The 20043-nt window shown below is 70.6% G+C and carries 19 protein-coding genes, 1 tRNA gene and 1 other RNA gene; 4 read left to right on the forward strand and 17 right to left on the reverse strand.

What is annotated here, in order from left to right; all coding sequences use genetic code 11:
* Positions 1 to 70: 70 nt before the first annotated feature.
* The 5 genes from BN2660_RS01810 to ffs all read right to left on the reverse strand — a co-directional run bounded on the left by BN2660_RS01810 (position 71) and on the right by ffs (position 4995).
* Complete coding sequence (locus BN2660_RS01810; RefSeq protein ID WP_091226505.1) at positions 71 to 1291, reverse strand: acetate/propionate family kinase; 1221 nt, start codon at positions 1289 to 1291, stop codon at positions 71 to 73.
* On the reverse strand, positions 1288 to 3411 hold the full coding sequence (pta, locus tag BN2660_RS01815) for a phosphate acetyltransferase (RefSeq protein ID WP_091226508.1): 2124 nt from the start codon (positions 3409 to 3411) through the stop codon (positions 1288 to 1290). The genes BN2660_RS01810 and pta overlap by 4 nt, the downstream gene beginning before the upstream one ends.
* 64 nt (positions 3412 to 3475) lie before the next feature.
* Positions 3476 to 4051, reverse strand: coding sequence for a hypothetical protein (locus BN2660_RS01820; RefSeq protein WP_091226511.1), 576 nt, complete (start codon positions 4049 to 4051; stop codon positions 3476 to 3478).
* A gap of 158 nt (positions 4052 to 4209) precedes the next feature.
* A complete protein-coding gene (locus BN2660_RS01825; RefSeq protein WP_255304985.1) occupies positions 4210 to 4821 on the reverse strand; it encodes a rhomboid family intramembrane serine protease in 612 nt (203 codons plus the stop codon).
* 77 nt (positions 4822 to 4898) lie between these two features.
* Positions 4899 to 4995: signal recognition particle sRNA small type (ffs, locus tag BN2660_RS01830), an RNA gene on the reverse strand.
* A 201-nt stretch (positions 4996 to 5196) separates the two neighbouring features.
* Here ffs and BN2660_RS01835 point away from each other — a divergent pair.
* From BN2660_RS01835 to BN2660_RS01845, 3 genes are read left to right on the forward strand one after another with little or no spacing between them, the layout of a single operon-like run.
* Positions 5197 to 6186 carry an AAA family ATPase gene (locus tag BN2660_RS01835; protein WP_091226516.1) on the forward strand — a complete coding sequence of 330 codons (990 nt, stop codon included), beginning with the start codon at positions 5197 to 5199 and terminating at the stop codon, positions 6184 to 6186.
* A 13-nt stretch (positions 6187 to 6199) separates the two neighbouring features.
* Complete coding sequence (locus BN2660_RS01840) at positions 6200 to 7510, forward strand: DUF58 domain-containing protein (RefSeq protein WP_091226518.1); 1311 nt, start codon at positions 6200 to 6202, stop codon at positions 7508 to 7510.
* Positions 7497 to 9755: a transglutaminase TgpA family protein gene (locus BN2660_RS01845; RefSeq protein WP_091226520.1), complete on the forward strand. Its 2259-nt coding sequence runs from the start codon at positions 7497 to 7499 to the stop codon at positions 9753 to 9755. The genes BN2660_RS01840 and BN2660_RS01845 overlap by 14 nt, the downstream gene beginning before the upstream one ends.
* Before the next feature lie 111 nt (positions 9756 to 9866).
* On the opposite strand, the gene BN2660_RS01850 is transcribed toward BN2660_RS01845, so the two are convergent.
* From BN2660_RS01850 to mpaB, 12 genes are all read right to left on the reverse strand, one after another.
* The gene (locus BN2660_RS01850; RefSeq protein WP_091226523.1) at positions 9867 to 10757 is read right to left on the reverse strand and encodes an oxygen-dependent tRNA uridine(34) hydroxylase TrhO; all 891 of its coding nucleotides are present in this window, start codon (positions 10755 to 10757) and stop codon (positions 9867 to 9869) included.
* Between the two features lie 114 nt (positions 10758 to 10871).
* Positions 10872 to 11609 (reverse strand): hypothetical protein, encoded by a 738-nt coding sequence (locus BN2660_RS01855; protein WP_091226562.1) that lies wholly within the window; start codon positions 11607 to 11609, stop codon positions 10872 to 10874.
* Positions 11606 to 12334: an ABC transporter permease gene (locus tag BN2660_RS01860; protein ID WP_091226525.1), complete on the reverse strand. Its 729-nt coding sequence runs from the start codon at positions 12332 to 12334 to the stop codon at positions 11606 to 11608. The genes BN2660_RS01855 and BN2660_RS01860 overlap by 4 nt, the downstream gene beginning before the upstream one ends.
* Positions 12331 to 13047 carry an ATP-binding cassette domain-containing protein gene (locus BN2660_RS01865; RefSeq protein ID WP_091226564.1) on the reverse strand — a complete coding sequence of 239 codons (717 nt, stop codon included), beginning with the start codon at positions 13045 to 13047 and terminating at the stop codon, positions 12331 to 12333. The genes BN2660_RS01860 and BN2660_RS01865 overlap by 4 nt, the downstream gene beginning before the upstream one ends.
* Positions 13048 to 13049: 2 nt before the next feature.
* Positions 13050 to 14732: a daptide biosynthesis intramembrane metalloprotease gene (gene mpaP / locus BN2660_RS01870; protein ID WP_141651217.1), complete on the reverse strand. Its 1683-nt coding sequence runs from the start codon at positions 14730 to 14732 to the stop codon at positions 13050 to 13052.
* Positions 14732 to 15547, reverse strand: coding sequence for a daptide-type RiPP biosynthesis methyltransferase (mpaM, locus tag BN2660_RS01875; RefSeq protein WP_091226567.1), 816 nt, complete (start codon positions 15545 to 15547; stop codon positions 14732 to 14734). The genes mpaP and mpaM overlap by 1 nt, the downstream gene beginning before the upstream one ends.
* A gap of 60 nt (positions 15548 to 15607) precedes the next feature.
* Positions 15608 to 15727 carry an MpaA3 family daptide-type RiPP gene (gene mpaA3, locus BN2660_RS16840; protein WP_304364065.1) on the reverse strand — a complete coding sequence of 40 codons (120 nt, stop codon included), beginning with the start codon at positions 15725 to 15727 and terminating at the stop codon, positions 15608 to 15610.
* Positions 15728 to 15762: 35 nt separating this feature from the next.
* Positions 15763 to 15888 carry an MpaA2 family daptide-type RiPP gene (mpaA2, locus tag BN2660_RS16720; protein WP_255304986.1) on the reverse strand — a complete coding sequence of 42 codons (126 nt, stop codon included), beginning with the start codon at positions 15886 to 15888 and terminating at the stop codon, positions 15763 to 15765.
* A 41-nt stretch (positions 15889 to 15929) separates the two neighbouring features.
* Positions 15930 to 16064 (reverse strand): MpaA1 family daptide-type RiPP, encoded by a 135-nt coding sequence (mpaA1, locus tag BN2660_RS16725; protein ID WP_255304987.1) that lies wholly within the window; start codon positions 16062 to 16064, stop codon positions 15930 to 15932.
* A 5-nt stretch (positions 16065 to 16069) separates the two neighbouring features.
* A complete protein-coding gene (gene mpaC, locus BN2660_RS01880; protein WP_091226529.1) occupies positions 16070 to 17257 on the reverse strand; it encodes a daptide-type RiPP biosynthesis dehydogenase in 1188 nt (395 codons plus the stop codon).
* Positions 17254 to 18513: a daptide-type RiPP biosynthesis aminotransferase gene (gene mpaD / locus BN2660_RS01885; protein ID WP_091226532.1), complete on the reverse strand. Its 1260-nt coding sequence runs from the start codon at positions 18511 to 18513 to the stop codon at positions 17254 to 17256. The genes mpaC and mpaD overlap by 4 nt, the downstream gene beginning before the upstream one ends.
* Positions 18510 to 19565 carry a daptide biosynthesis RiPP recognition protein gene (mpaB, locus tag BN2660_RS01890; protein ID WP_091226534.1) on the reverse strand — a complete coding sequence of 352 codons (1056 nt, stop codon included), beginning with the start codon at positions 19563 to 19565 and terminating at the stop codon, positions 18510 to 18512. The genes mpaD and mpaB overlap by 4 nt, the downstream gene beginning before the upstream one ends.
* Before the next feature lie 178 nt (positions 19566 to 19743).
* Here mpaB and BN2660_RS01895 point away from each other — a divergent pair.
* A tRNA-Ser gene (locus BN2660_RS01895) sits at positions 19744 to 19831 on the forward strand.
* Positions 19832 to 20043 lie beyond the last annotated feature (212 nt).

The following is a 20043-nucleotide window of genomic DNA, read 5'->3' on the forward strand; positions in this document are numbered from 1 at the left end:
CACCTCTCCGTGCCACTGTGCAAGCGTAGTTGCGGCGAGGCGTCGGCGGAAACCCCCGCCGGAGTATCGGTCAGAGCATCCGGGCCGTCTGCCGCGCGATCTCGAGCTCCTCGTTGGTCGGGACCACGAGGACGGTCACCGGGGAGGCATCCGCGGAGATCCTCCGGATGCCGCGACCGCGGCTCGAGTTGAGAGCCTGGTCGAGCTCGACACCTGCGAAGCCCAGGGTGGCCATCGCCTCGGCGCGCACGGCCGCGGCGTTCTCGCCGACGCCCGCCGTGAACGAGATGACATCGACTCCGCCGAGCTGGGCGATGTACGCGCCGGCGTAGGCCCTCAGGCGATGGATGTAGACGTCGAACGCGAGCGTCGCGGCCTCGTCTCCGGCATCCCTTCCGGCGAGGATGTCGCGCATGTCGCTGCGTCCGGCGAGGCCCTTGAGGCCGCTCCGGGTGTTGAGCAGGGCGTCGAGGTCGTCGATCGAGAGGCCGGCGCGGCGCGACAGGTGTACGAGGGCGGCGGGGTCGAGGTCTCCCGACCGGGTGCCCATCACGAGTCCCTCGAGCGGGGTGAGTCCCATCGAGGTCTCGACGGAGCGGCCGCCGTCGATCGCCGTGACGGATGCGCCGTTGCCGAGGTGGAAGACGAGCTGCCGCAGGGTCGCGGGATCGCGGTCGAGGAACGCCGCGGCGGCCTCGCTGACGAACTGGTGGCTCGTGCCGTGGAACCCGTACCGGCGCACGCGGTGAGCTGCGGCGAGCTCGGCGTCGATGGCGTAGGTGTAGGCGGCCGCGGGGAGGGTCTGATGGAAGGCGGTGTCGAAGACCGCGACGTGCGGGACGTCGGCGAACACGGCTCTCGCTGCGACGATCCCGGCGAGGTTGGCGGGGTTGTGCAGAGGCGCCAGCACCGAGAGCTCCTCGATCTGCTCCTCGACGTTGCGCGTCACCAGCGTCGGGGCGTAGAAGCGCGCCCCGCCGTGGACGACCCGGTGCCCGACGGCGGCGGGCGGATGCTCGTCGAGCGAGGGCCCGTGCTCCGCGAACTGCTCGAGCATCACCGCGAAGGCGGCGTCATGGTCGGCGACCGGTCGCTCATCGTCGAAGGACGCCTCGAGCATCGTGACCACGGCGCCCGTTGAGGTGTCGGGGCGCACGGTGTGCGTGATGACGCTGAGATCCTGGCCGATGCGCTCGACGAGTCCGCTGGCGAGCTCGTTCTCGTTCTCGATGTCGATCAGGCTGTACTTCAGCGACGACGATCCGCTGTTGATGACGAGGATCGCGCTCACGATGCCGTTCCCTCCGCCTGCGCCTGGATCGCGGTGATCGCGACCGTGTTCACGATGTCGTCGACGAGAGCTCCGCGCGACAGGTCGTTGATGGGCTTGTTGAGCCCCTGCAGGACGGGCCCGATCGCGACTGCCCCGGCCGACCGCTGCACCGCCTTGTAGGTGTTGTTGCCCGTGTTGAGGTCGGGGAACACGAAGACCGTCGCTCGGCCGGCGACCGCCGAGTCGGGCAGCTTGGCCTTCGCGACCGCGGCGTCGGCCGCGGCGTCGTACTGGATCGGCCCCTCGACGAGGAGCTCGGGCGCGCGCTCGTGGACGAGGGCGGTCGCGGCGCGGACCTTGTCGACGTCCGCCCCCGTCCCCGACTCCCCGGTCGAGTACGAGAGCATCGCGATGCGTGGCTCGATGCCGAACTGCCGCGCCGTCGCCGCCGAGGAGATCGCGATGTCCGCGAGCTGCTCGCTGGTGGGGTCGGGGATCACGGCGCAGTCGCCGTAGACGAGCACCCGATCGGCGAGCGCCATGAGGAAGACGCTCGAGACGACCTCGACGCCCGGCTTGGTCTTGATGATCTCGAACGACGGGCGGATCGTGTGCGCCGTGGTGTGCGCGGCGCCCGAGACCATGCCGTCGGCGAGGCCGAGGTGCACCATCATCGTGCCGAAGTACGACACGTCGGTCACGGTGTCCGCGGCCTGCGCGATTGTGATGCCCTTGTGAGCGCGCAGCCGCGCGTACTCGGCCGCGAAGCGCTCGACGAGCTCGGGATCGCCGGTGCTGATCACCTGGGCGCCGGAGATGTCGACGCCCAGCTCCGCCGCACGCGACCTGACCGACGCCTCGTCGCCGAGGATCGTGAGGTCGGCCACCTCGCGCGCCAGCAGAGTCGCCGCGGCGCGCAGGATGCGATCGTCGTCGCCCTCCGGCAGGACGATGCGGCGACGGTCGGAGCGGGCCCGCTCGATGAGGCCGTACTCGAACATGAGCGGCGTGACGACGCGCGACTCGGCGAGGCCGAGCTGGGTGGTGAGCTCGGCGATGTCGACGTGCGTCTGGAAGAGTCCGAGGGCGCGGTCGTAGCGGCCCCTCGACTCGGGCGAGATGCGCCCGCGGGCGCCCATCACGCGGACCGCCGTGTCGTAGGTGCCGAGATCGGTCGTGATGATCGGCACGGTCGACGTGAAGCCGTCGAGCAGCTGAACGATCGGTTCGGGCAGCGGGAAGGGGCCGTTGAGGATGATCCCTGCGACGCGGGGGAAGGTGCCGGACGCGTCGGCGAGCAGCGTCGCCAGCAGCACCTCGGTGCGGTCGGCGGGGATCACCACGACCGCCTCGTCCGTGAGGCGCGGCAGCACGTTCACCATCGACATGCCGGCGACGACGATGGTCAGCGCCTCGCGGGCGAGCCGGTCGGGGTCTCCCTTGATGAGTCGGCCGTCGACGGCCGACAGGATGCCGTTGATCGACGGCGCCACCAGCGTGCGGTCCTCGGGGATCGCCCACACCGGCGTCTCGCGGTCGGGCCGCACGGCGACGACCGCGGCCTCGATGTCGGCGAGCGCGTCGGGGTCGGCGCGGTTGACGGCGACCGCGAACAGCTCGGCCCGTTCGACCGCGAGCTCGGAGAGGGCGAGGGCGGCGCTCTGCCCGACGGCCGCCGGTGTGCGTGCGGTCGTCGTGCCCAGCTGCTCGGCCTGGCGCTGCTGGTCGCGTCCGCTGAGGACCAGCAGGACGGGCGCGGCGAGGTTCGCGGCGATCCTGGCGTTGTAGCCGAGCTCGGCCGGGCTGGAGACGTCGGTGTAGTCACTGCCGACGATCACCACCGCGTCGCAGCGCGCCTCGACGGCCTTGAACCGGGCGACGATGGTCGAGAGGGCGCGGTCGGGGTCATCGCGGACGTCGTCGTAGGTGACGCCGACGCAGTCCTCGTAGTCGAGGTGGACGCCGTCGTGCGCGAGCAGCAGCTCGAGCACGTCGTCGCGCTCGGACACGGAGCGCGCGATCGGGCGGAACACACCCACCCGCGGCGTGACGCGCATCAGCGCATCCAGCACGCCGAGGGCGATCGTGGATTTTCCGGTATGGCCTTCGGCCGAGGTGATGTAGATGCTCTGCGCCACGGGACCCAGCCTAGGTGCACCTGCCGATGACCGCGCCGGGTTGACAGCCGTGCGAAATGCCCGGTCAGCAGGGCGCGGAGAGCGCGTCGACCACGGCGGTGGCATCGGCGGAGTAGCGCGAGTAGTACGTCGGGTCGAGGTTGATCTGCACCCGGTGGATGGCGGCGGACTGCTCCATCGCGTGCCAGTCGGGCACTGTCGAGAGTCGCTGGTAGAAGAGGGTGGCCGCGGTCGCCGGATCCATCCGCTGCGCGGCGCTCCCCCACCACTCCTGCTGCTGGAAGAGGCCGATGCTCGTGGTGCGACTGCCGTCGGGGTTGGTGAAGCCGCCGGTCTCCCAGTCTCCGTAGTCGATGTTGTGCAGACTGCTCTCGCCCATCGCGGTCATCACCCCCAGGATCTGTCCGTCGCGTCCGAAGCCCAGGGCCGTGGCCGTCTGCATGATCGTCGCGGCGTTCTCCAGCTGCTCGCCCTCCCACCCCGCGACACCCGCGTCGGGGAAGGTGGTCGGGTCGCTGAGACAGATGGCCAGGGGCTTCTCCTGGGCGAGCGCGAGGGGGATCAGGACCGCCGCCCCGACGATGACCGCCACGGCGCCGACGGAGATCGCGATGCGCTGCAGGAGGCGACGCCGCTGCATCCGCCTCTGGGCCCGTCGACGCGGGGACAGCCCGCGGGCGCGCGACCGCGGGCTCTTCCGGCGAGCCGATGCGCTGCGCGCCCTGGGGCCCGCGGTCTTCCTCGCGGACTTGGTCGCGGTCTTCTTCACGCTCTTCGTCGGGGCCTTCCTGGGCGCGGTCACGGGCGGCGCGGCCCGTCTCTGCCGACGAACGCGGCGAGCGCGCCGCCGATCGCGCCGAACAGGTGCGCCTGCCACGAGATGCCGTCGCGCACGCCGACCACTCCGGCGAGCATCGACCCTCCGTAGACGCCGATAACCACCAACGCGATCACGGCGTAGAGGATGCGGTGCGAGACCCGGCCGGGTGCGAACACGCGCATGACCGTGTACCCGAAGTATCCGAAGACGAGACCCGAGGCCCCCACCGTGAGCGTGCCCGGTGCGTTCAGCAGCCAGGTGCCGAGCCCTCCGACGACGGCGGCGAAAGCCGTGACCGTCCAGAATCGGCGTGCGCCCTCGACCGCCACGAGGCAGCCCAGCACCAGGAAGGGCACGGAGTTGGCGATCAGATGCGCCCAGCTCGCGTGCAGCAGCGGCCCGAGGATGATCCCCGCGAGCCCGGAGGGGTCCCAGGAGCGGAGTCCGAATCCGGTGAACGAACCGGGGAGGACGGCATCGGCGAACTGCACGAGCCACATCGCGGCCAGCAGCAGGAAGGGCGAGGCGAAGCGGCCCAGCGGATGGGGGCGTGGGGCGTCTGCGGTGCCCATCAGGTCTGACCTCGTCACGTCATGATCCTGACAGGCCAGCCCCGGAGGACGCTGACAGCCCGTGCTCGGCATCGGGACCGCCGGCCGCGGAAAAAGAAAGTGACCCTCCGCGCACCCAGCAGAGCCCGGTTACCCTTGCTGCGTTTCCGCCCTGGGGGAATTGGCCTGGATGCCGCCACGCGGAGAGCCGTGGACAAGTCTAGCCGATGCCCGCAGGTGCTCTTTGACAGACCGGTGGGACCCGGGCGAACCGCGAGCGCGCGTCTGGGGATGAGCAGCGCCACGGCGGCCGTGAAAGCGCCTCTGCACGAGCAGACGGTTCTGACCCCTTCCCCATGCAGCCGGGTTACGATCAGTGCACGCGCACCGCAGCGCCCACGTGAGAGGGAACGCATGCCAGACACCCCGCCCCCGGTACCGACCGTCGTCAGCGCGGAGCAGTTCGCCGCACAGACGTCGGCCATCCTCGCGTCGGTGGGCCGGGTGATCGACGGAAAGCCCGAGGCCGTGCGCAGTGCGCTGGTGTGCCTGCTCGCCGAGGGGCACCTGCTCATCGAGGACGTCCCCGGCGTGGGCAAGACGATGCTCGCCCGCGCTCTCGCCGCGAGCATCGACGCGACGGTGCGGCGCATCCAGTTCACGCCCGACCTTCTCCCCGGCGACGTGACCGGGGTGAGCGTCTACAACCCCGTCGACCGCGAGTTCGAGTTCAAGCGCGGGGCGGTGTTCGCGCACATCGTCATCGCCGACGAGATCAACCGCTCGTCCCCGAAGACCCAGTCCGCGCTGCTCGAGGCGATGGAGGAGGGGCAGGTCACGGTCGACGGCTCCACCCACATGCTCCCCGACCCCTTTCTGGTGGTCGCGACGCAGAACCCGCTCGAGATGGAGGGCACCTATGCGCTGCCCGAGGCGCAGCGCGACCGGTTCATGATGCGCATCTCGATGGGGTACCCGGATGCCGCGGCCGAGGCCGAGATGCTCCGCCAGCGCGACACCGTGAACCCGCTCGCCGCGGTGACCGCGGTCGCAGACGCCGCCTCGATCTCGAGTCTCATCGCCTGGGCGCGCGCCGTGCACGTCGCCGCCGCGATCGAGGAGTACACCGTGGCTCTCGCCCAGGCCACCCGCGCCGATCCGAACCTGCACCTCGGCGCGAGCCCGAGGGCGACGCTGCAGCTGATCCGCGCGGCGAAGGTGTCGGCGGCTCTCGACGGGCGCGACTTCGTCATCCCCGACGACGTCACCGCTCTCCTCATCCCCGTTCTCGCCCACCGGCTCCTCCCGGCGCGCGGCGCCCACCGGGCCGGCGCCCAGCCGGTCGAGGCGGCCCTCCGTCAGATCGTCGAGCGCGTGCGCGTCCCCGTGGCCGTCCGCTCCTGATCCCTCAGCCGTCATGCCTCGCCGTCGCATCCTCACCCTCCGCGGCACGGCCGCGCTCCTCGCCGGGATCGGATGCATCATCGCGGCGAACATGCTCGGTGCGGCGATACTCCTCCACGTCGGGGTCCTGTTCCTGGCGCTCACCGTGCTCGCGATGATCGTCGTCGCTCTGCCCCGCCGGTCGGGCACGGTCGCGCGACAGATATCGACGGACCTGCTGACCGTGTCGGAGACGTCGCGGGTCACGCTGCGGTTCGGGCTCCGCGCGCTGCGGGTACCGCGCGCCATGTGGCGCGACGTCCTTCCCCCGGCCGTCTCGGGCGACTCCGCCGGGGAGTATCCGCCCGAGTCGGGTCAGCTCAGCTACCTCATCACCGGGGTGCGTCGCGGGGTGTGGCCGATCGGTCCGCTGGTGCTGCGCACGGTCGACCCGTTCGGCCTCGCACAGCGCGAACAGGCGTTCGGCGACACGCGGACGGTGACGGTCGTACCCGAGGTCTACACGCTCGCGGCCCTGACGGTGCGGGTCGGCGCGGCAGGCGGCACGGCGCAGACCTCCTCGAGCAGGCTCGGGCAGGGCAGCGACAACCTCTCGCCGCGGCGGTACATCCCGGGCGACTCCATGCGGCGCATCCACTGGCGCGCCACTGCGCACCGCGGCCAACTCATGGTCCGGCAGGAGGAGGAGGAGTCCAGCCCGGATGCGCTCGTCGTGCTCGACCGCGCCGCAGCCCGGTGGGCGCGTCCGGGCGAAGCCGAGGACCCGACGTTCGAGGCCGCCGTCTCGCTGTGCGCCTCTGTGGCCGTGCACCTCATGCAGGAGGGCTACGGCGTCGACGTGATCGACAGCTCGGGTGCGGTACTCGGAACCCTGCGCGGACACGAGGACGACCGCGACGGACTGCTCGTCGCCCTCGCCCTCGTCGCCCCGCGCGGCGAGTCCCGCGACCTGGCTACCCTCGTCGGGGGCACGCCTCCCGGCCCGCTCGTCTATATCACCGGGGACATCGACGAGGAGGACGCGGGGCTCCTCCGCCCGTCCGGAGCGGCCGCTCCCGTGCTGTTCGCCACGGCGGCTCAGCCCGGTGCCGCAGAGGCGGCGACGCAGCACGGCTGGCGCTTCTCCGCGCTCGGCGATGACGTCGCGGCGGCATGGGAAGACGCTCTTCCGGAGCGGATCGGCGGGACCGCCCCCGAAGGGCCGTTCGCCTCTGCATCCGGGCCTGCCTCTGCATCCGGGCCCGCCTCCACGCCCGGGCCCGCCTCCACGCCCGCCCCTTCGGGAGCGCCGGGTTCTGCGGGAGGGCGTCATGTTCAAGGCTGAGAGCGCGGCCGCGTCGCGGCCGGAGACGCTGCAGTGGCACCGCGAGCACGAGACGCCGCCGAGCCGGGTCGTGCCTGCGGTGCTGGCCGCCGTGGCCGGAGTGATCGCCATGTGGCCCTTCACGTCCGTCATCCAGCCCGGGGCATGGTCCTTCGCGGTGCTGGCGGTGATCGTCGTGACGGCCATCACCGGCGTGGGCGTGCGGACGCTGCTGCGCCGCCGCAGCTCCTGGGTGCGCGATCTCGCGAGCATCGTGGCGCAGGCCGCCGCGGCCGTCGGCACCGTGACGCTCCTCGTCGCGGGCGATACCGCGGTCTTCGGCGTCGTCCCCACCGAGCTGACGTTCACCACCTTCCAGGGACTCGCCGCCTCCGCCTGGGAGGAGGTCGTCTTCGGTTCGGCTCCGCTCGAGGCCACGCCCGGCCTCGAAGCGGTCATGGCGCTGGGATTCGCGGTCGTCGCTATCCTCCTCGACCAGCTCGTCGCACAGCGCGGCGCCGTGATCGCCTCACTCCTCACCGCGGTGGTCGGCGCGATGCCGATGATCGTCACGCTCGGCGGCACCGACGTCGTGTGGTTCGTGGCCCTCGGCATCCTCGTCCTCGTCCTGCTGCGGTACACGGCGGGCCAGGACCCCGAGTCCCCGCGGCGCTCGTCGGGGGTGGTGGCGGCGGGCCTCGGCGTGGCCGCCCTCGCCTCGACGCTCGTCATCGCGCCGGCGCTGCCCGTGTCGACCACGCTCGCAGGAACCGGCGTGGGCGTCACCGTCGACGCCTCGCTGCGTCTCGGTGACGATCTGCGCCAGCCGAATCCCGTCGAGGTGCTGACGTTGGCGACGACCGCCGACACGGCACCGTACCTGCGCCTCACCACCCTGTCGCAGTTCAACGGTCGCATCTGGCAGCCCGATCGCGGCGACCTCCAGGCGCAGAGCGAGGGATTCGGCCCCGACGAATGGTCGACGGACATCGGCGCGGAGGACCAGAGCACCTCCATCCGCATCCTGCGGATGTCGAGCTCGTGGCTGCCCGTGCCGTATCCGGCCGTGAGCGTGCAGGGGCTGCCGGCGGCGTGGCGCCTGAGTCCTGACAACCGCACGATCGCCGCGCGCGATGCGGATGCCGTCGGCAACGACTACACGGTCCGCTCGGCGCGCGTCTCACCGACCCTCGAGCAGATCCGGGCACTGCCTGCCGCGGATCCGGTCGGCGACCCCGACGCGGAGCCGGTCGACCTGCCCGACGTCATCGGCGAGACCGCTCGCGAGGTGACGGCTGAGGAGACGAACGACTACGACCGGCTCATCGCGATGCAGTCATGGTTCCGCAGCCAGTTCGCGTACTCGCTGGAGACGCCGGTCGACGAGGGTTTCGACGGCACGGGCGCAGACGCGGTGGCGCAGTTCCTCGACGAGCGCTCCGGCTACTGCATCCACTTCGCCGGCGCCTTCGCCCTCATGGCCGAGAGTCTCGGCATGGAGGTGCGCATCGTCGTGGGCTACCTCCCCGGTGTGCGGACCGACAGCACCCGGGGCGAGGAGGCGGTCTACTCCGTGTCGAGCGACCAGCTGCACTCGTGGCCCGAGGTGCTCTTCCCCGGCGTGGGCTGGGTGCCGTTCGAGCCGACGGCATCGCTCGGAGTGCCCACGGCGTTCGTCGCCGGCTCGACGTCGGGGGGCGGCGCCGACGGCGCCGACGCTCCCGCTCCGACGACCGCACCCAGCGCTGAGCAGTCGTCCGGCCCCGAGATCGAGCGCGGCGACACGGACGAGGCCGCGGGAACGACCGGCCAGCTCCGCACTCTCGACCCGACGCCCGTGACGCTCGCCACCCTCGGGATCCTCGTGCTGCTGCTTCTTCCCGCTCTGATACGCCTGTCGGCTCGGTCGGCCCGCCGGGGCCGCGCGCGACGCGGGGATGCGGCATCCGCATGGACGGAGCTGCGCGCGACGATGCTCGATCTGGGCATCCCGCTCTCGGATGCCGAGTCTCCGCGGCGGCGCGGCGCCGATCTCGTACGCGACAACGGAGTGGATGCGAACACGATGCGCGTTCTCACGGATGCCGTCGAGCAGGCGAGCTACGCGCGGCCTTCCTCCGAGCGGTCGGAGCAGCTGGACGCCGCACTGAGCGCCGCGCTTCGGCGGCTGCGGCAGGGCGTCGACAGGCCCGCGCGGGTGCGGGCCTTCCTGCTGCCGCGGTCGCTGTTCGCGAGCCGCCGCACGGACGGCCCCGTGCTGGCGTAGTCACGGGCAGGCGGGTGCGGGCCGCCGGTGCGGGTCGCGGGGTCGGGCTCGCTGGTGCCGGGTGCGGGGTCGGGCTCGCTGGTGCCGGGTGCGGGGTCGGGCTCGCCGTGGTCAGGCCGCGTGCGCCTCGCAGCGTGCCGAGCCGCAGTCCTCGCACACGACGAACTGCGTGCGGCACGAGAGATCGGGGCAGTTCGCGGTGCGGTTGGTCGCCGCACCGCATGCGACGCACTCGCCGATGACGGCGGCGTGGTCGGAGAAGTCGACGGAACCGCGCTTGTCGAACACGTACAGCGAACCCTCCCACAGGCCGTCGTCGCCGTACTTCTCTCCGTACCGGACGATGCCGCCCTCGAGCTGGTAGACCTCGCCGAATCCTCTCGCGGTCATCAGACTGGACAGCACCTCGCAGCGGATGCCGCCCGTGCAGTAGGTGACGACGGGCTTGCCCTTGAGATCGTCGTACTCGCCCGAGTCGAGCAGCTGCACGAAGTCCCGCGTCGTCTCTGCATCAGGCACGACCGCACCTCGGAAACGGCCGATCTGCGCCTCGAGGGCATTGCGACCGTCGAAGAAGACGACCTCCTCGCCCCTCTGGTCCATCAGCTCATGGAGCGCCTCGGGGCTGAGCCTCGTGCCGCCGCCGACGACCCCGCCCTCGTCGACGCGCAGCTCGCCGGGCGCCCCGAACGACACGATCTCGTCGCGCACCTTGACGCTGAGCTTGGGGAAGTCGACGCTGCGGCCGTCGGCGTCGACGCCGGTGCCCTCGCTCCACTTGATGTCGGTGTCGCGGAAGGGCACGTACGACCGGAAGGACCGCGCCCACTTCTTCAGCGCGAGCAGGTCGCCGCCGAGCGTGCCGTTGACGCCGTCCTTCGAGATGAGCACCCGCCCGCGCAGGCCCAGCGCCTCGCCGAGGTCGCGCTGCCAGACCCTGATCGCCTCGGGGTCGGCGAGCGGTGTGAAGACGTAGAAGAGGACGATCTTGGGGGTTGCCACCCAGAGATCCTACGTCGGCCGTCTGGCGGTCCGATCACCGGCCGGCGCCGCGCGGGCTGCTGTGCGTCAGGAAGTCACGAGGTCACGAGGTCACGAGGTCACGATGTCACGAGGTCACGAGGTCACGTCGCGTTTCATGAACGCCACTCCCCCGGCCAGCAGCGCCGCCACCACCCAACCGGCCGTGACGAACGCCGCGACGGAGCCGTCCAGGCTGTCCTCCGGCATGACGCCCACCGCGGCGAGGTCGAAACGGAAGGCTTGGAGCATCGCGAGCAGAGGCAGGTAGACGGCCCCGACCTTCCAGAACATGGCCACGAGGATCGACGCCCCCATCGACATCGACACGAGGAAGAGGGCGACGAGATGCGCCTGCACGACGACCCCGAAGCCCATTCCCCAGAGGCCCGCCACGGCGCCGAGCGCGAGCGCGGATCCGATCGACGGGAGATCGATCGCGACGCCTCCCATGGCGACCGCGAGCGCCGTGTGGCCGCCGGCCACCGCTGCGAGCGCGACGACCGAGCCACCGACGGCGGACGCAGGGACCCTGGCCAGCAGGGTCGCCCACCGAGGTTGCAGCATCAGACGTTGGGCGACGACACCGTCGCGTCGGTCGATCGTGTAGCGGAAGGACCCGTAGACCGCGGCCAGGACCGCCCCGTAGGTCGCGAGGACGGCGCTGAACGGCGCGGTGAGAGTTTCACGGGCATCGGCCGGGGCATCCGCGAACTCCGGTGGGATGCTCGTCGCCAGAGAGAGCGACATCAGGAACGCCGCCACGGCCACCCAGAGGAGCACGACGTCGCCCGCGAGGCCGCGGGCTTGAGCTCGAAGAGCCTGGCCGATCACGCGGCCCTCCTCCGCCACCGGATCCAGGCGACTGCGACGAGCCCGGCGGCCCAGGCGAGCCCGATGCCGAGCGCGGGCGCGAACTCGAGCAGCCGGTCCTGATAGCGGGGAACGCTCAACGCCGCGAGAACGAGCCCGGGCGAGAACTTCGCCACCTCCGGTGCCGTTCGCAGCAGCGCGAACTCCACGGCCATCGGGAAGACGAGGACGATCGCCGCCGTGACGTAGTAGTTACGGCTGATCCAGCCGATGGCACCCCCGATGAGAGACCCAAGGATCGCGCCGATCAGGGCGCCTGCGTAGATCCGCCACGCATCGGGGGTGAGGACAAGCGCCAGCCCGTCCTGTGCCAGGAGGACGGCGACCCCCACGGTCCAGGCGATGAGGATGCCGATCGTCAGTGCGACCGCGACGAGGACGCCGGACGCGAGCTTGCCCGAGAAGGCACGGGGGAAGCCGACGCCGGTGAGCGTTCTGTCCATCGAGCCGTAGTAGTACTCGCGCGTGACACCGTAGGCCCCGACGAATGCCGCCGAGATCGCGCACCAGGCGAGCGGCTCCAGAAGACGCGTGGTCGCTGCGCCCGCGTCGATCCCGACGAGAACGAAGCGCGACCCGTCGGAGAACAGCACGAACAGCGGCATGAGAAGCGCGACGAGGTACACCGCCAGGATGGAGAACCCGCTCACCGCACGCAGCACTTCACTTCTGATGGCGTTTCTCATGCGGATGCTCCTTCGACGAGGTCGAAGTACTTGCTCTCGAGCGAGTCGGCGTCACTCGTGACGAGGTCTTCCAGTCGTCCGGCGAAGAGCGCGCGTCGTTTGATGACGACCACCTGGTCGACGACCTGTTCGAGCTCGGAGAGCTGATGGCTGGCGATCAGCACGGTGCCGCCGCGTCGTGCGTAGTCACGGAGGAACCGGCGGAGCCAGCGGATGCCGTCGGGGTCCAGCCCGTTCGCGGGCTCGTCCAGAATGAGCGTCCGCGGGGATCCGATGAGGGCAGCCGCGAGTCCGAGCCGCTGCGCCATTCCGGTCGAGAAGGTTCGCACGCGGCGACGTGCGTCGGCGGCGAGCCCCACCTCGTCGAGCACCTCCTCGGCACGGCCGCGAGGCGCCCCGGCCGCGAGCCGGGCGATCTCGAGGTGTCGCCTCGCGGTGATGCCCCCTTCGAAGCCGAACCCGTCCATATGCACGCCGACGTGCGACGCGGGATTGTCGAGCGCCGAGAACGGCGCGCCGTCGATGAGGCTCTCGCCGCTGGTCGGCGCCAGCAGGCCCACGATCGTCCTCAGCGTCGTCGACTTGCCCGCGCCGTTCGGGCCCAGGAGGCCGACGATCGACCCGTACGGCACGGCGAACGACAGGTCTTCGACGGCGACGCGGTGTCCGTACTTCTTCGTGAGTCCTCGGACCTCGATTGCGTTGACGTTCATCTTCATCCCTTTCCTACTTCGTTCTGAAGGGCCCCGAGCGGCAGCGCCACGCCCGTCGCCCAGAGCGTCTGCCACAAGTTGGCCGTGCCGAGCTCGACTCGCGCCTGACCCGTCGAAGGCAGGCGCCCGCTTCCGTCGGCCTCGTCCACCCGGGCGACGATCACCGCGGGGGTCGACAGGCCCTCCGCCTTGACGGGCATCAGCGCGTCGAGCGGAACCCGAGTCGCCTCGGGTCGCTGCAGCCTGATCGTTCCCCGCCCGACCTGCTCGTTCACGAGGATGCCGTTGCTCATCAGCGCGACCGGCGCCCCCGCGGGTACGTCCCCCTCGACCGTCTCGCCCGCGTGCACGAGGACCACTTCGTCGTCGCGTGTCACGAAACCGAACGTGGCGGTCACCGGCACGGGGATCACCGCACCCGCGATCGCGGCGCCCGCGACCAGGGCGGCGACGACGCACGCGAATCGGAGGCGCGGAACACCCGACCGGAGGATGCGGAGCAGGGCCTTCGAGACGAGCCCCACGCCGACGAGGACGACGACGGCCTCCACCGCGACGACGAGCAGACCGAGGACCGGTCCGCCGCCGGCGAGTGCTCGAGCGATGCGGACGACCGCGAACAGCACCAGGACGATCGGCGCGGCGAGGCTCGCGAGGCCGAAGGGCACGCTCCACCAGCGGTCCAGGCTCCTGCTCGCCCGCTGCCCCCCGAACAGGATGCGGGTGAGGAAGTCACCGCCGTCGCGAATGCTCCGGGCCCTGAGGTTCGGCTCGTCCAGGGCGCTCATGAGGGCGATGTAGCCGTCGAATCGGACGAACGGGATCAGGTTGACCAGGACGATGGCGGCGCAGGAGAGCGCGAGGAGCAGCAGCGTCTCGCGGACCACCGGCTGCGGAACCGCGAGCGCCGCGAGCATCGCGATCGCGCCGATCACGGCGTGCACGGCGGGCCCCGCCAGTGCGATCGCGACGCGCTGCCGCCGGTCGGGGAGGCGCCAGCCGTCGGTCACATCGACGAAGAACGCAGGGCTGAGGTAGAAGAGCATGAAGCCCGCTCGGCGGGGCCGGCCGCCGAACCTCGTCAGCGTGAGCCCGTGGGCGCTTTCGTGCAGCAGCGTCATCAGCGACAGCGCCGCGACGAGCGCGACGAGCCCGGGCAGCGGGATCGGTCTGGCGAGCACGTTCATCAGGTCACTCGTCTGCGGGACCGCGGCCAGAAGTCCGAGACACAGCAGTACGCCCACCGTCGCCAGAACCGCGCGGCGCGGGAGCGGGATGAGCAGGTCGTTCAGACGACCGAAGATCGCCGGTGCGCGCAGCGTCGCGACCTGCACGGTGAAAGGGGGCCGATACGACAGCCGGCCGGGCGGGAGCGTCGTCTCGCCGCCGAGGAGTCCGGAGGCGCGGAAGCGCTGGACCAGCTGCAGAAAGCTCTCCGTCGACTGGGAGGCGGCGAAGCGCAGGTGGAGGTCTCGGAGCGCGGTCTCGCCGTCCATCGCCGTCAGCAGGTCGACCACCGCTCGCGAGACCCTCGATGACGGCACGCCGCGGACCATCGCGATCCATGCCGCTCCGTCGGTCGCCTGCTCGAACGCGACACCGGACGCGAGAAGCGGACGCACGTCGGAGGTGAGCGGAGCGGCGGTTCCCGACCCTCGGCGGCGAACGGAACTACGGGGAGGCATCATCCCCCCTCGCTTTCCGACGGTCCCGCCCACGTCGTCGTGAGAAGGACGATGTCGTCGCCGCGGTGCGTGCGCACCGGCGAGACGGCGGGCTCGGCGAATCCGGCGTCGACGAGTTCGCGCGCGAGGACCTTGTGATCGAGCACCCGCAACCGGCTCGTGAGCACCGTCACCTCTCCACCGTCCGCCAGGTCGGCGGCCCGGAGCCAGTTGACGATGCGCGCCTGACCGCCCTCCTCCACCTGCTGCGAGAAGAGGTAGGTCTCCTCCCCGCCGGGGCCCGGGACCTTGATCTCCTGGTCCCTCGGCACTGTGAGGCTCGCGGCGGAGGCGCCTCCCGCGACGGTGAAGGCGAAGACGCCGTCGACTGCGAGGTGCCGGCGTACGTTCGCGTAGAGAAGAGACCTCCCCCCGCGGTCCAGCAGGGTGATGGATGTCGCTCCGATGACGACGAGCGCGAAGCGGCGCTTCAGTGAGAAGTCGCGCATGTCCGCGACGACGCAGTCCAGCAGCGGATGGTCCGGCAGTGCGCGGCGAAGGTGCGCGAGCATGTCGGCCGAGAGGTCGATCGCGGTCACCCGTCGGCCCGACCGCACCAGCGGGATCGTCAGCCTCCCGCTTCCTGCGGCCACGTCGAGGACGGGCCCGTCGGCGCCTCTCGCGAGTGCGAGCACTTCACGGATCTCGGCGCGGTCGGGCCCGACCAGCCGTTCGTAGAAGTCGGTGCCGGCTCCGTCGTACAGATCCTGCTCACGAGGAACCGCGCCCACCCTGTCGAGTCTCTCCCGCACTGCTTCGGTGATCAGCCCTGGCATTCCCATCCCCTCTCCGAACGACGGGGGTGCGGACGCGCTGCCCGCCCGCACCCCTCTTGGTCACGTTGCGATCGCTGCCGCACCGCCGATGATGGCGATGATGTAGCTGGCGTGCTCCCACCACTCGAGTGGTGCATCGATCTGTTCGAGTTCCAGGAACTCGAGTGACTCCGCGTGCATGTGTTACCTCCTCTGTAGGCGTTGCGACTCAGCCCCTATGTCAGGGCGAGAATTCCGATGATCACGCCCACCGCGAATCCGCGCGTCCAATCAAGGGCGTCATCCTGCGCATCCATGGCCTCGAGCTCGGTGAACTCCAGCGTCGGCACTGCTGCCTGCATGCTCATCTCCTTTCCGTGTCGAGTTACGTCGTCCGGCGGGCTCACGTCGCTGCGGCCGCGCCGATCCCGATGAGTACCAGCGCGCCTATGACGCCCTGGTAGAAGCTCTCCCAACTGGGAGCGTCCATCTCCTCGAGTTCCTGGAATTGAATTCCCTTTTCCACACCTGTGTTCATCTGATTCACCTCCTTTCTGCATAGATCGTCGAAAGTCGGCCTGGATGGCCGACCGGTTGAGGGCTCCAGCGGGAGTCACGGAGCACGTCGACGAAGTCCTCTTCCACCAGACCTGGGAGCATCGGGTAGCGATCTCCCCACGACGCGTGGGTGGAAACGGCGATGCGATCGATGTCGTGCGCCGTCGGCCTGGGCGGCAGCGGAATCGCCCACCGGTCCATCAGCGCGGCGATGCCGGCGGCGGGGTCGAGCGGCAGGGCCATGCCACCCGCGGCCTCGGTCCAGAACTGCTCGAGGCTCGCCCGGTCCCCCCAGCGCGAGTCTCCCGAGCTGATCCGACGCCAGACTGCAGCGACGACCGCCGCTGTGGCGACCACCTTGCGAACCTCCAGCACGAAGGCCACCTCATTCGCGACGTACCAGTGCCGGGCGCTGTAGGGGTCCTGCCCGCGCAGCGCCGCGCTGCGCTGAGTCGCCGCGCTCAGACGCGCGAGGCGCAGTCGCGATGCCTCGGAGGCCGTATCTCGACCGACCAAGTTGAGGATCGCGCTCCCGAGCGCGACGGCGTCGCTCTTCCCTCTCGCGGTTCTCCGCGGACTCGTCGACGCGCCGGCCAGACGGAGGAACGCCTCCAAGGCTCCCTCTCTGACGGCCGCGGGCGTGAGAGTCGCCAGGTGGCCGGAGTCGATGATGGCGTGGCGCGGCCTCAGGGACCGCCCGACGATGAGCCGGTATCCGCTGTCGTTCTTCAGGATGCCGACGCTGTTCGTCTCGGACGACGTGCCGAGCGTCGTCGGCACGGCGACGATGTCGACCGGTGGCCGAGCGTCGGGAAGGAAGGTCAACGCCGACGTCGACGCGCGTTCGATGGCGAAGTCGAACAGTCGACCGGGAGCGAGCGCCAGCGCCGCGATCTTGCCGGCGTCGAGAACGGTCCCTCCGCCGACGGCCACGATCACCTGCGGTCGCCGACGAGCGATCACGCGCGCCAACGCGACGACGTCCGCGACGGTCACCGACCGAGCTTCCACCTCGAGCGTTCCGGCTGAGCGCGCCGTCAGGGCGGGGACGCTGATCGCCGAGTCGACGATGACGAGAGTCTCACGCCCCTCGGTGAGGCGCGTCGTGACGTGTGGCGCGACACCGCGCCCGTGCCAGAGCGTCGGGACCCTTGCCGCGAATCCGGGAGTCATGCCGCCTCCGCCCGCGCGTGCGCCACGCCCGCGCGTACGGCCGACTCCACCTCGCGGAGCTCTTCCGCGGTGAATCCGTAGGCGGGGATCAGCTCGATGGCGCTGGGGCCGGGCTGCACGAGGACGCCGTTCTGCGCGATCGAGGAGACGACTCGCATGACCTCACCGCCGGAGAGCAGACTCCCGCCCGGAGTGCGAAGGCCCAGCCCGACGAAGCAGCCTCTTCCCGTCACCTCGGCGACCACGCCGTCTGTTGTCAGCCGGCCGGCCAGGTACGACAGCTCGACCGCGAGCGCCTGCGCCGTCGACGTCGCGTCGATGCGCTGCAGCTCGTCGATCACCGCGGCGATGGCCGCCGCGCACACGGGTGTCCCCGCCTGCGTCTCCCCGTGGACGAAGGTCCACCCGCCGCGCGCGAAGGCGGATGCGACCCTGTGCCCCACCAGGATCGCGGCCGCACCGGCGGCGCCGTTCGTCAACGCCTTCGAGAGGATGAGGACGTCGGGGGCGGCAGCCCATCCGTCGGTGGCGAACATCGACCCGGTGCGACCGAATCCGGTCGCGACCTCATCCGCGACGACGAGGAATCCGTACTCCTCGCGCAGTGCGAGAAGGTGGGAGACGAATGCGTCGGACAGTGCATGCGCGCCGCTGCCCAGGACGGGCTCGACTACCACGGACGCCACTCGGGAGCCTTCCCTCTTCAGCAGCGCCTCGAGCTCCTCGCCGTCGTCGCTGTGGGAGACGTGCCGCACTGATCTGCGGTCGACCGCATAGGCCGATTGCAGAAGGTCGTCGCCGCTCAGCGCATGGCTGCCGTACATCGTGCCGTGATAGCTGCCTTTCAGACCGACGACGAGCGAGCGGGATGCCGCTCCTCTCTGCGTCCAGTACTGGCGTGCGAGCTTCATCGCCGCGTCGTTCGCCGCTCCGCCCGACGTGGAGAAGATGACTCTGCTGTACCTGGCCGGGTCCGCGAGATCGATCAGGGCCTCGGCGGCGGCTTCCGCGTATCGATGCGGCGCGCGGAACAGCGACAGGTACGACGCGTCGCGCATCGCTCGGTTCACCGCCTCGGTGATCGCCGGGTTGCCGAATCCGAGCGGGACGTTCCACAGACCGCTCGTCGCACAGAGGCGCGTGGATCCGTCGGCGAACTCGATGCGATTCCCGGCGGCCGCGATGGCGACCTGGTCCGGAGCGAAAGCGGTGTCTGCGGAGACCATCGAGGTCCACAGCGCGTGCGGGACGCTCATCTCCCGACGCCCGTGATCGGCGATGAGGCGTCGGCGCGCCGTCCGAAGTGGACGTCGAGTGCGGCGATCGCCTCGCGACACAGGACTGCGGCTGCGGATGTCGACACATCGAGCTCCCGGGCGACTCGCTCGGCAGCGACATCGGGCGCACTCGACGTCTGAGTGATGGCGACGACTCTCGCCGTCACCGGCGACAGCAGCTGACGACGCAAGGATGTGGTGTCGGCGAGCACGACGCCGTCTTCGGTCTCGAGCAGGAGCGGATCGGCGCTCAGCGGTTCGGCATCCGCGCGTCCGTCGTCGACGAGGGACCATCCGAATCCCGAGATCCTGGCGTCGCCGTTCACCAGCCGCAGCATCCGCATAAGGTCGATGGCGGTGAGGTAGCGTCCGATCCATCCGCGATCTCTCAGGTCGTCGACGACGGTTCCCGCGGGCGCGAGGCCTTCGAGGGCCGCGGCGAGGGGCACCGGAACCGCGAGCAGCGTCTGCAGATCGTCGACGCTGCCCAGGACACCGCCCCGCAGGCCGACGCTGACCCGGCCACCCGCCGTCACCCTGAGAGCGGAGGGGGTCCGGAGCCCCTCCGGAGAGGCGAGAGCGCTGCGGTCCGCGAGCAGCACGTGCGGGTCGAGCAGTGCCGATGGGAAGACCCCCGTCCGGCGGGCGAGCTCCGCGTCGTCGAAGAAGGCTCGCCAGCTGGATGCGTCGAAGAGCGCCACCGCCGTGGGGCCGACGATCTGGATGAACGCCGCAGCGACGTAGTCCTGGAGCTCGACGCCTCGTTCGCCGAGGAACAGCTCGTCTCCGATGTCGCTCAGCGCGCCGTCGTACCGCACGACGGTGGCACGGCCCTCGGCGAGTTCACTCCCCGAGGGCAGGAAGACCACGTCATCCTCGCCGGCCACTGCAGCGACTCCGTCTGCCGCAGCGCCGCTCTCGACGAGGAACACCCGTCGATAGTCCTTCCGCTCCCCCGTGATCCATTCGCGGAGGGCGCGGGGTCCGACGAGGTCGGATCCCCGTGTTGCCGTGGTCGAACTGGCCTTCATGTCTCCCCAGAAATGTCGCCTGCCATGTGACGTCTATGCGTCCTCACATGAGGCTATGCAGGCGCGGTACGGCGTGCAATATTATTCATTCGCAGTCTCTCTGAGGCCCTGCGCGGCGGGTGACGGCGACGGTCACGGGCGGGCCGCCCGATCGGATAGACTGTTCAGGTTGTTCCCTGGTGACGTGTCCGAGCGGCCGAAGGAGCACGCTTGGAAAGCGTGTGTTGTGCAAGCAACCGCGGGTTCGAATCCCGCCGTCACCGCCACACAGTGAAGGGTCTCCGCGTCAGCGGAGGCCCTTGATCTGTTTCCGGGCACTGAAGATTCAGGCCGAGCGCCGACGCGAGCCCCCACCCGTGGTCGCGCCCCGCTCCTGCTCGAACCCCGGAACCCCACCACCCCCTCGGGCGGACTTCTCCACGTCGGGCGGACGTCTGCGCCGCATCCATCCGCCCATCAGGGAGAACTCCGCCCGTCA

This window comes from Microbacterium sp. 3J1 (genome assembly GCF_001049495.1).
Classification (GTDB): Bacteria; Actinomycetota; Actinomycetes; order Actinomycetales; family Microbacteriaceae; genus Microbacterium.

Bases quoted from the DNA above. Each gene is read 5' to 3' on its own strand.
- mpaA1 (WP_255304987.1), bottom strand. From the start codon at position 16,064: ATGAACACAGGTGTGGAAAAGGGAATTCAATTCCAGGAACTCGAGGAG.
- BN2660_RS01840 (WP_091226518.1), top strand. From the start codon at position 6,200: ATGCCTCGCCGTCGCATCCTCACCCTCCGCGGCACGGCCGCGCTCCTC.
- mpaM (WP_091226567.1), bottom strand. From the start codon at position 15,547: ATGCCAGGGCTGATCACCGAAGCAGTGCGGGAGAGACTCGACAGGGTG.
- mpaA2 (WP_255304986.1), bottom strand. From the start codon at position 15,888: ATGCAGGCAGCAGTGCCGACGCTGGAGTTCACCGAGCTCGAGGCCATG.
- BN2660_RS01865 (WP_091226564.1), bottom strand. From the start codon at position 13,047: ATGAACGTCAACGCAATCGAGGTCCGAGGACTCACGAAGAAGTACGGA.
- mpaP (WP_141651217.1), bottom strand. From the start codon at position 14,732: ATGCCTCCCCGTAGTTCCGTTCGCCGCCGAGGGTCGGGAACCGCCGCT.
- mpaB (WP_091226534.1), bottom strand. From the start codon at position 19,565: ATGAAGGCCAGTTCGACCACGGCAACACGGGGATCCGACCTCGTCGGA.
- BN2660_RS01845 (WP_091226520.1), top strand. From the start codon at position 7,497: ATGTTCAAGGCTGAGAGCGCGGCCGCGTCGCGGCCGGAGACGCTGCAG.
- mpaC (WP_091226529.1), bottom strand. From the start codon at position 17,257: ATGACTCCCGGATTCGCGGCAAGGGTCCCGACGCTCTGGCACGGGCGC.
- BN2660_RS01860 (WP_091226525.1), bottom strand. From the start codon at position 12,334: ATGAGAAACGCCATCAGAAGTGAAGTGCTGCGTGCGGTGAGCGGGTTC.
- mpaA3 (WP_304364065.1), bottom strand. From the start codon at position 15,727: ATGCACGCGGAGTCACTCGAGTTCCTGGAACTCGAACAGATCGATGCA.
- BN2660_RS01835 (WP_091226516.1), top strand. From the start codon at position 5,197: ATGCCAGACACCCCGCCCCCGGTACCGACCGTCGTCAGCGCGGAGCAG.
- BN2660_RS01820 (WP_091226511.1), bottom strand. From the start codon at position 4,051: ATGCAGCGGCGTCGCCTCCTGCAGCGCATCGCGATCTCCGTCGGCGCC.
- mpaD (WP_091226532.1), bottom strand. From the start codon at position 18,513: ATGAGCGTCCCGCACGCGCTGTGGACCTCGATGGTCTCCGCAGACACC.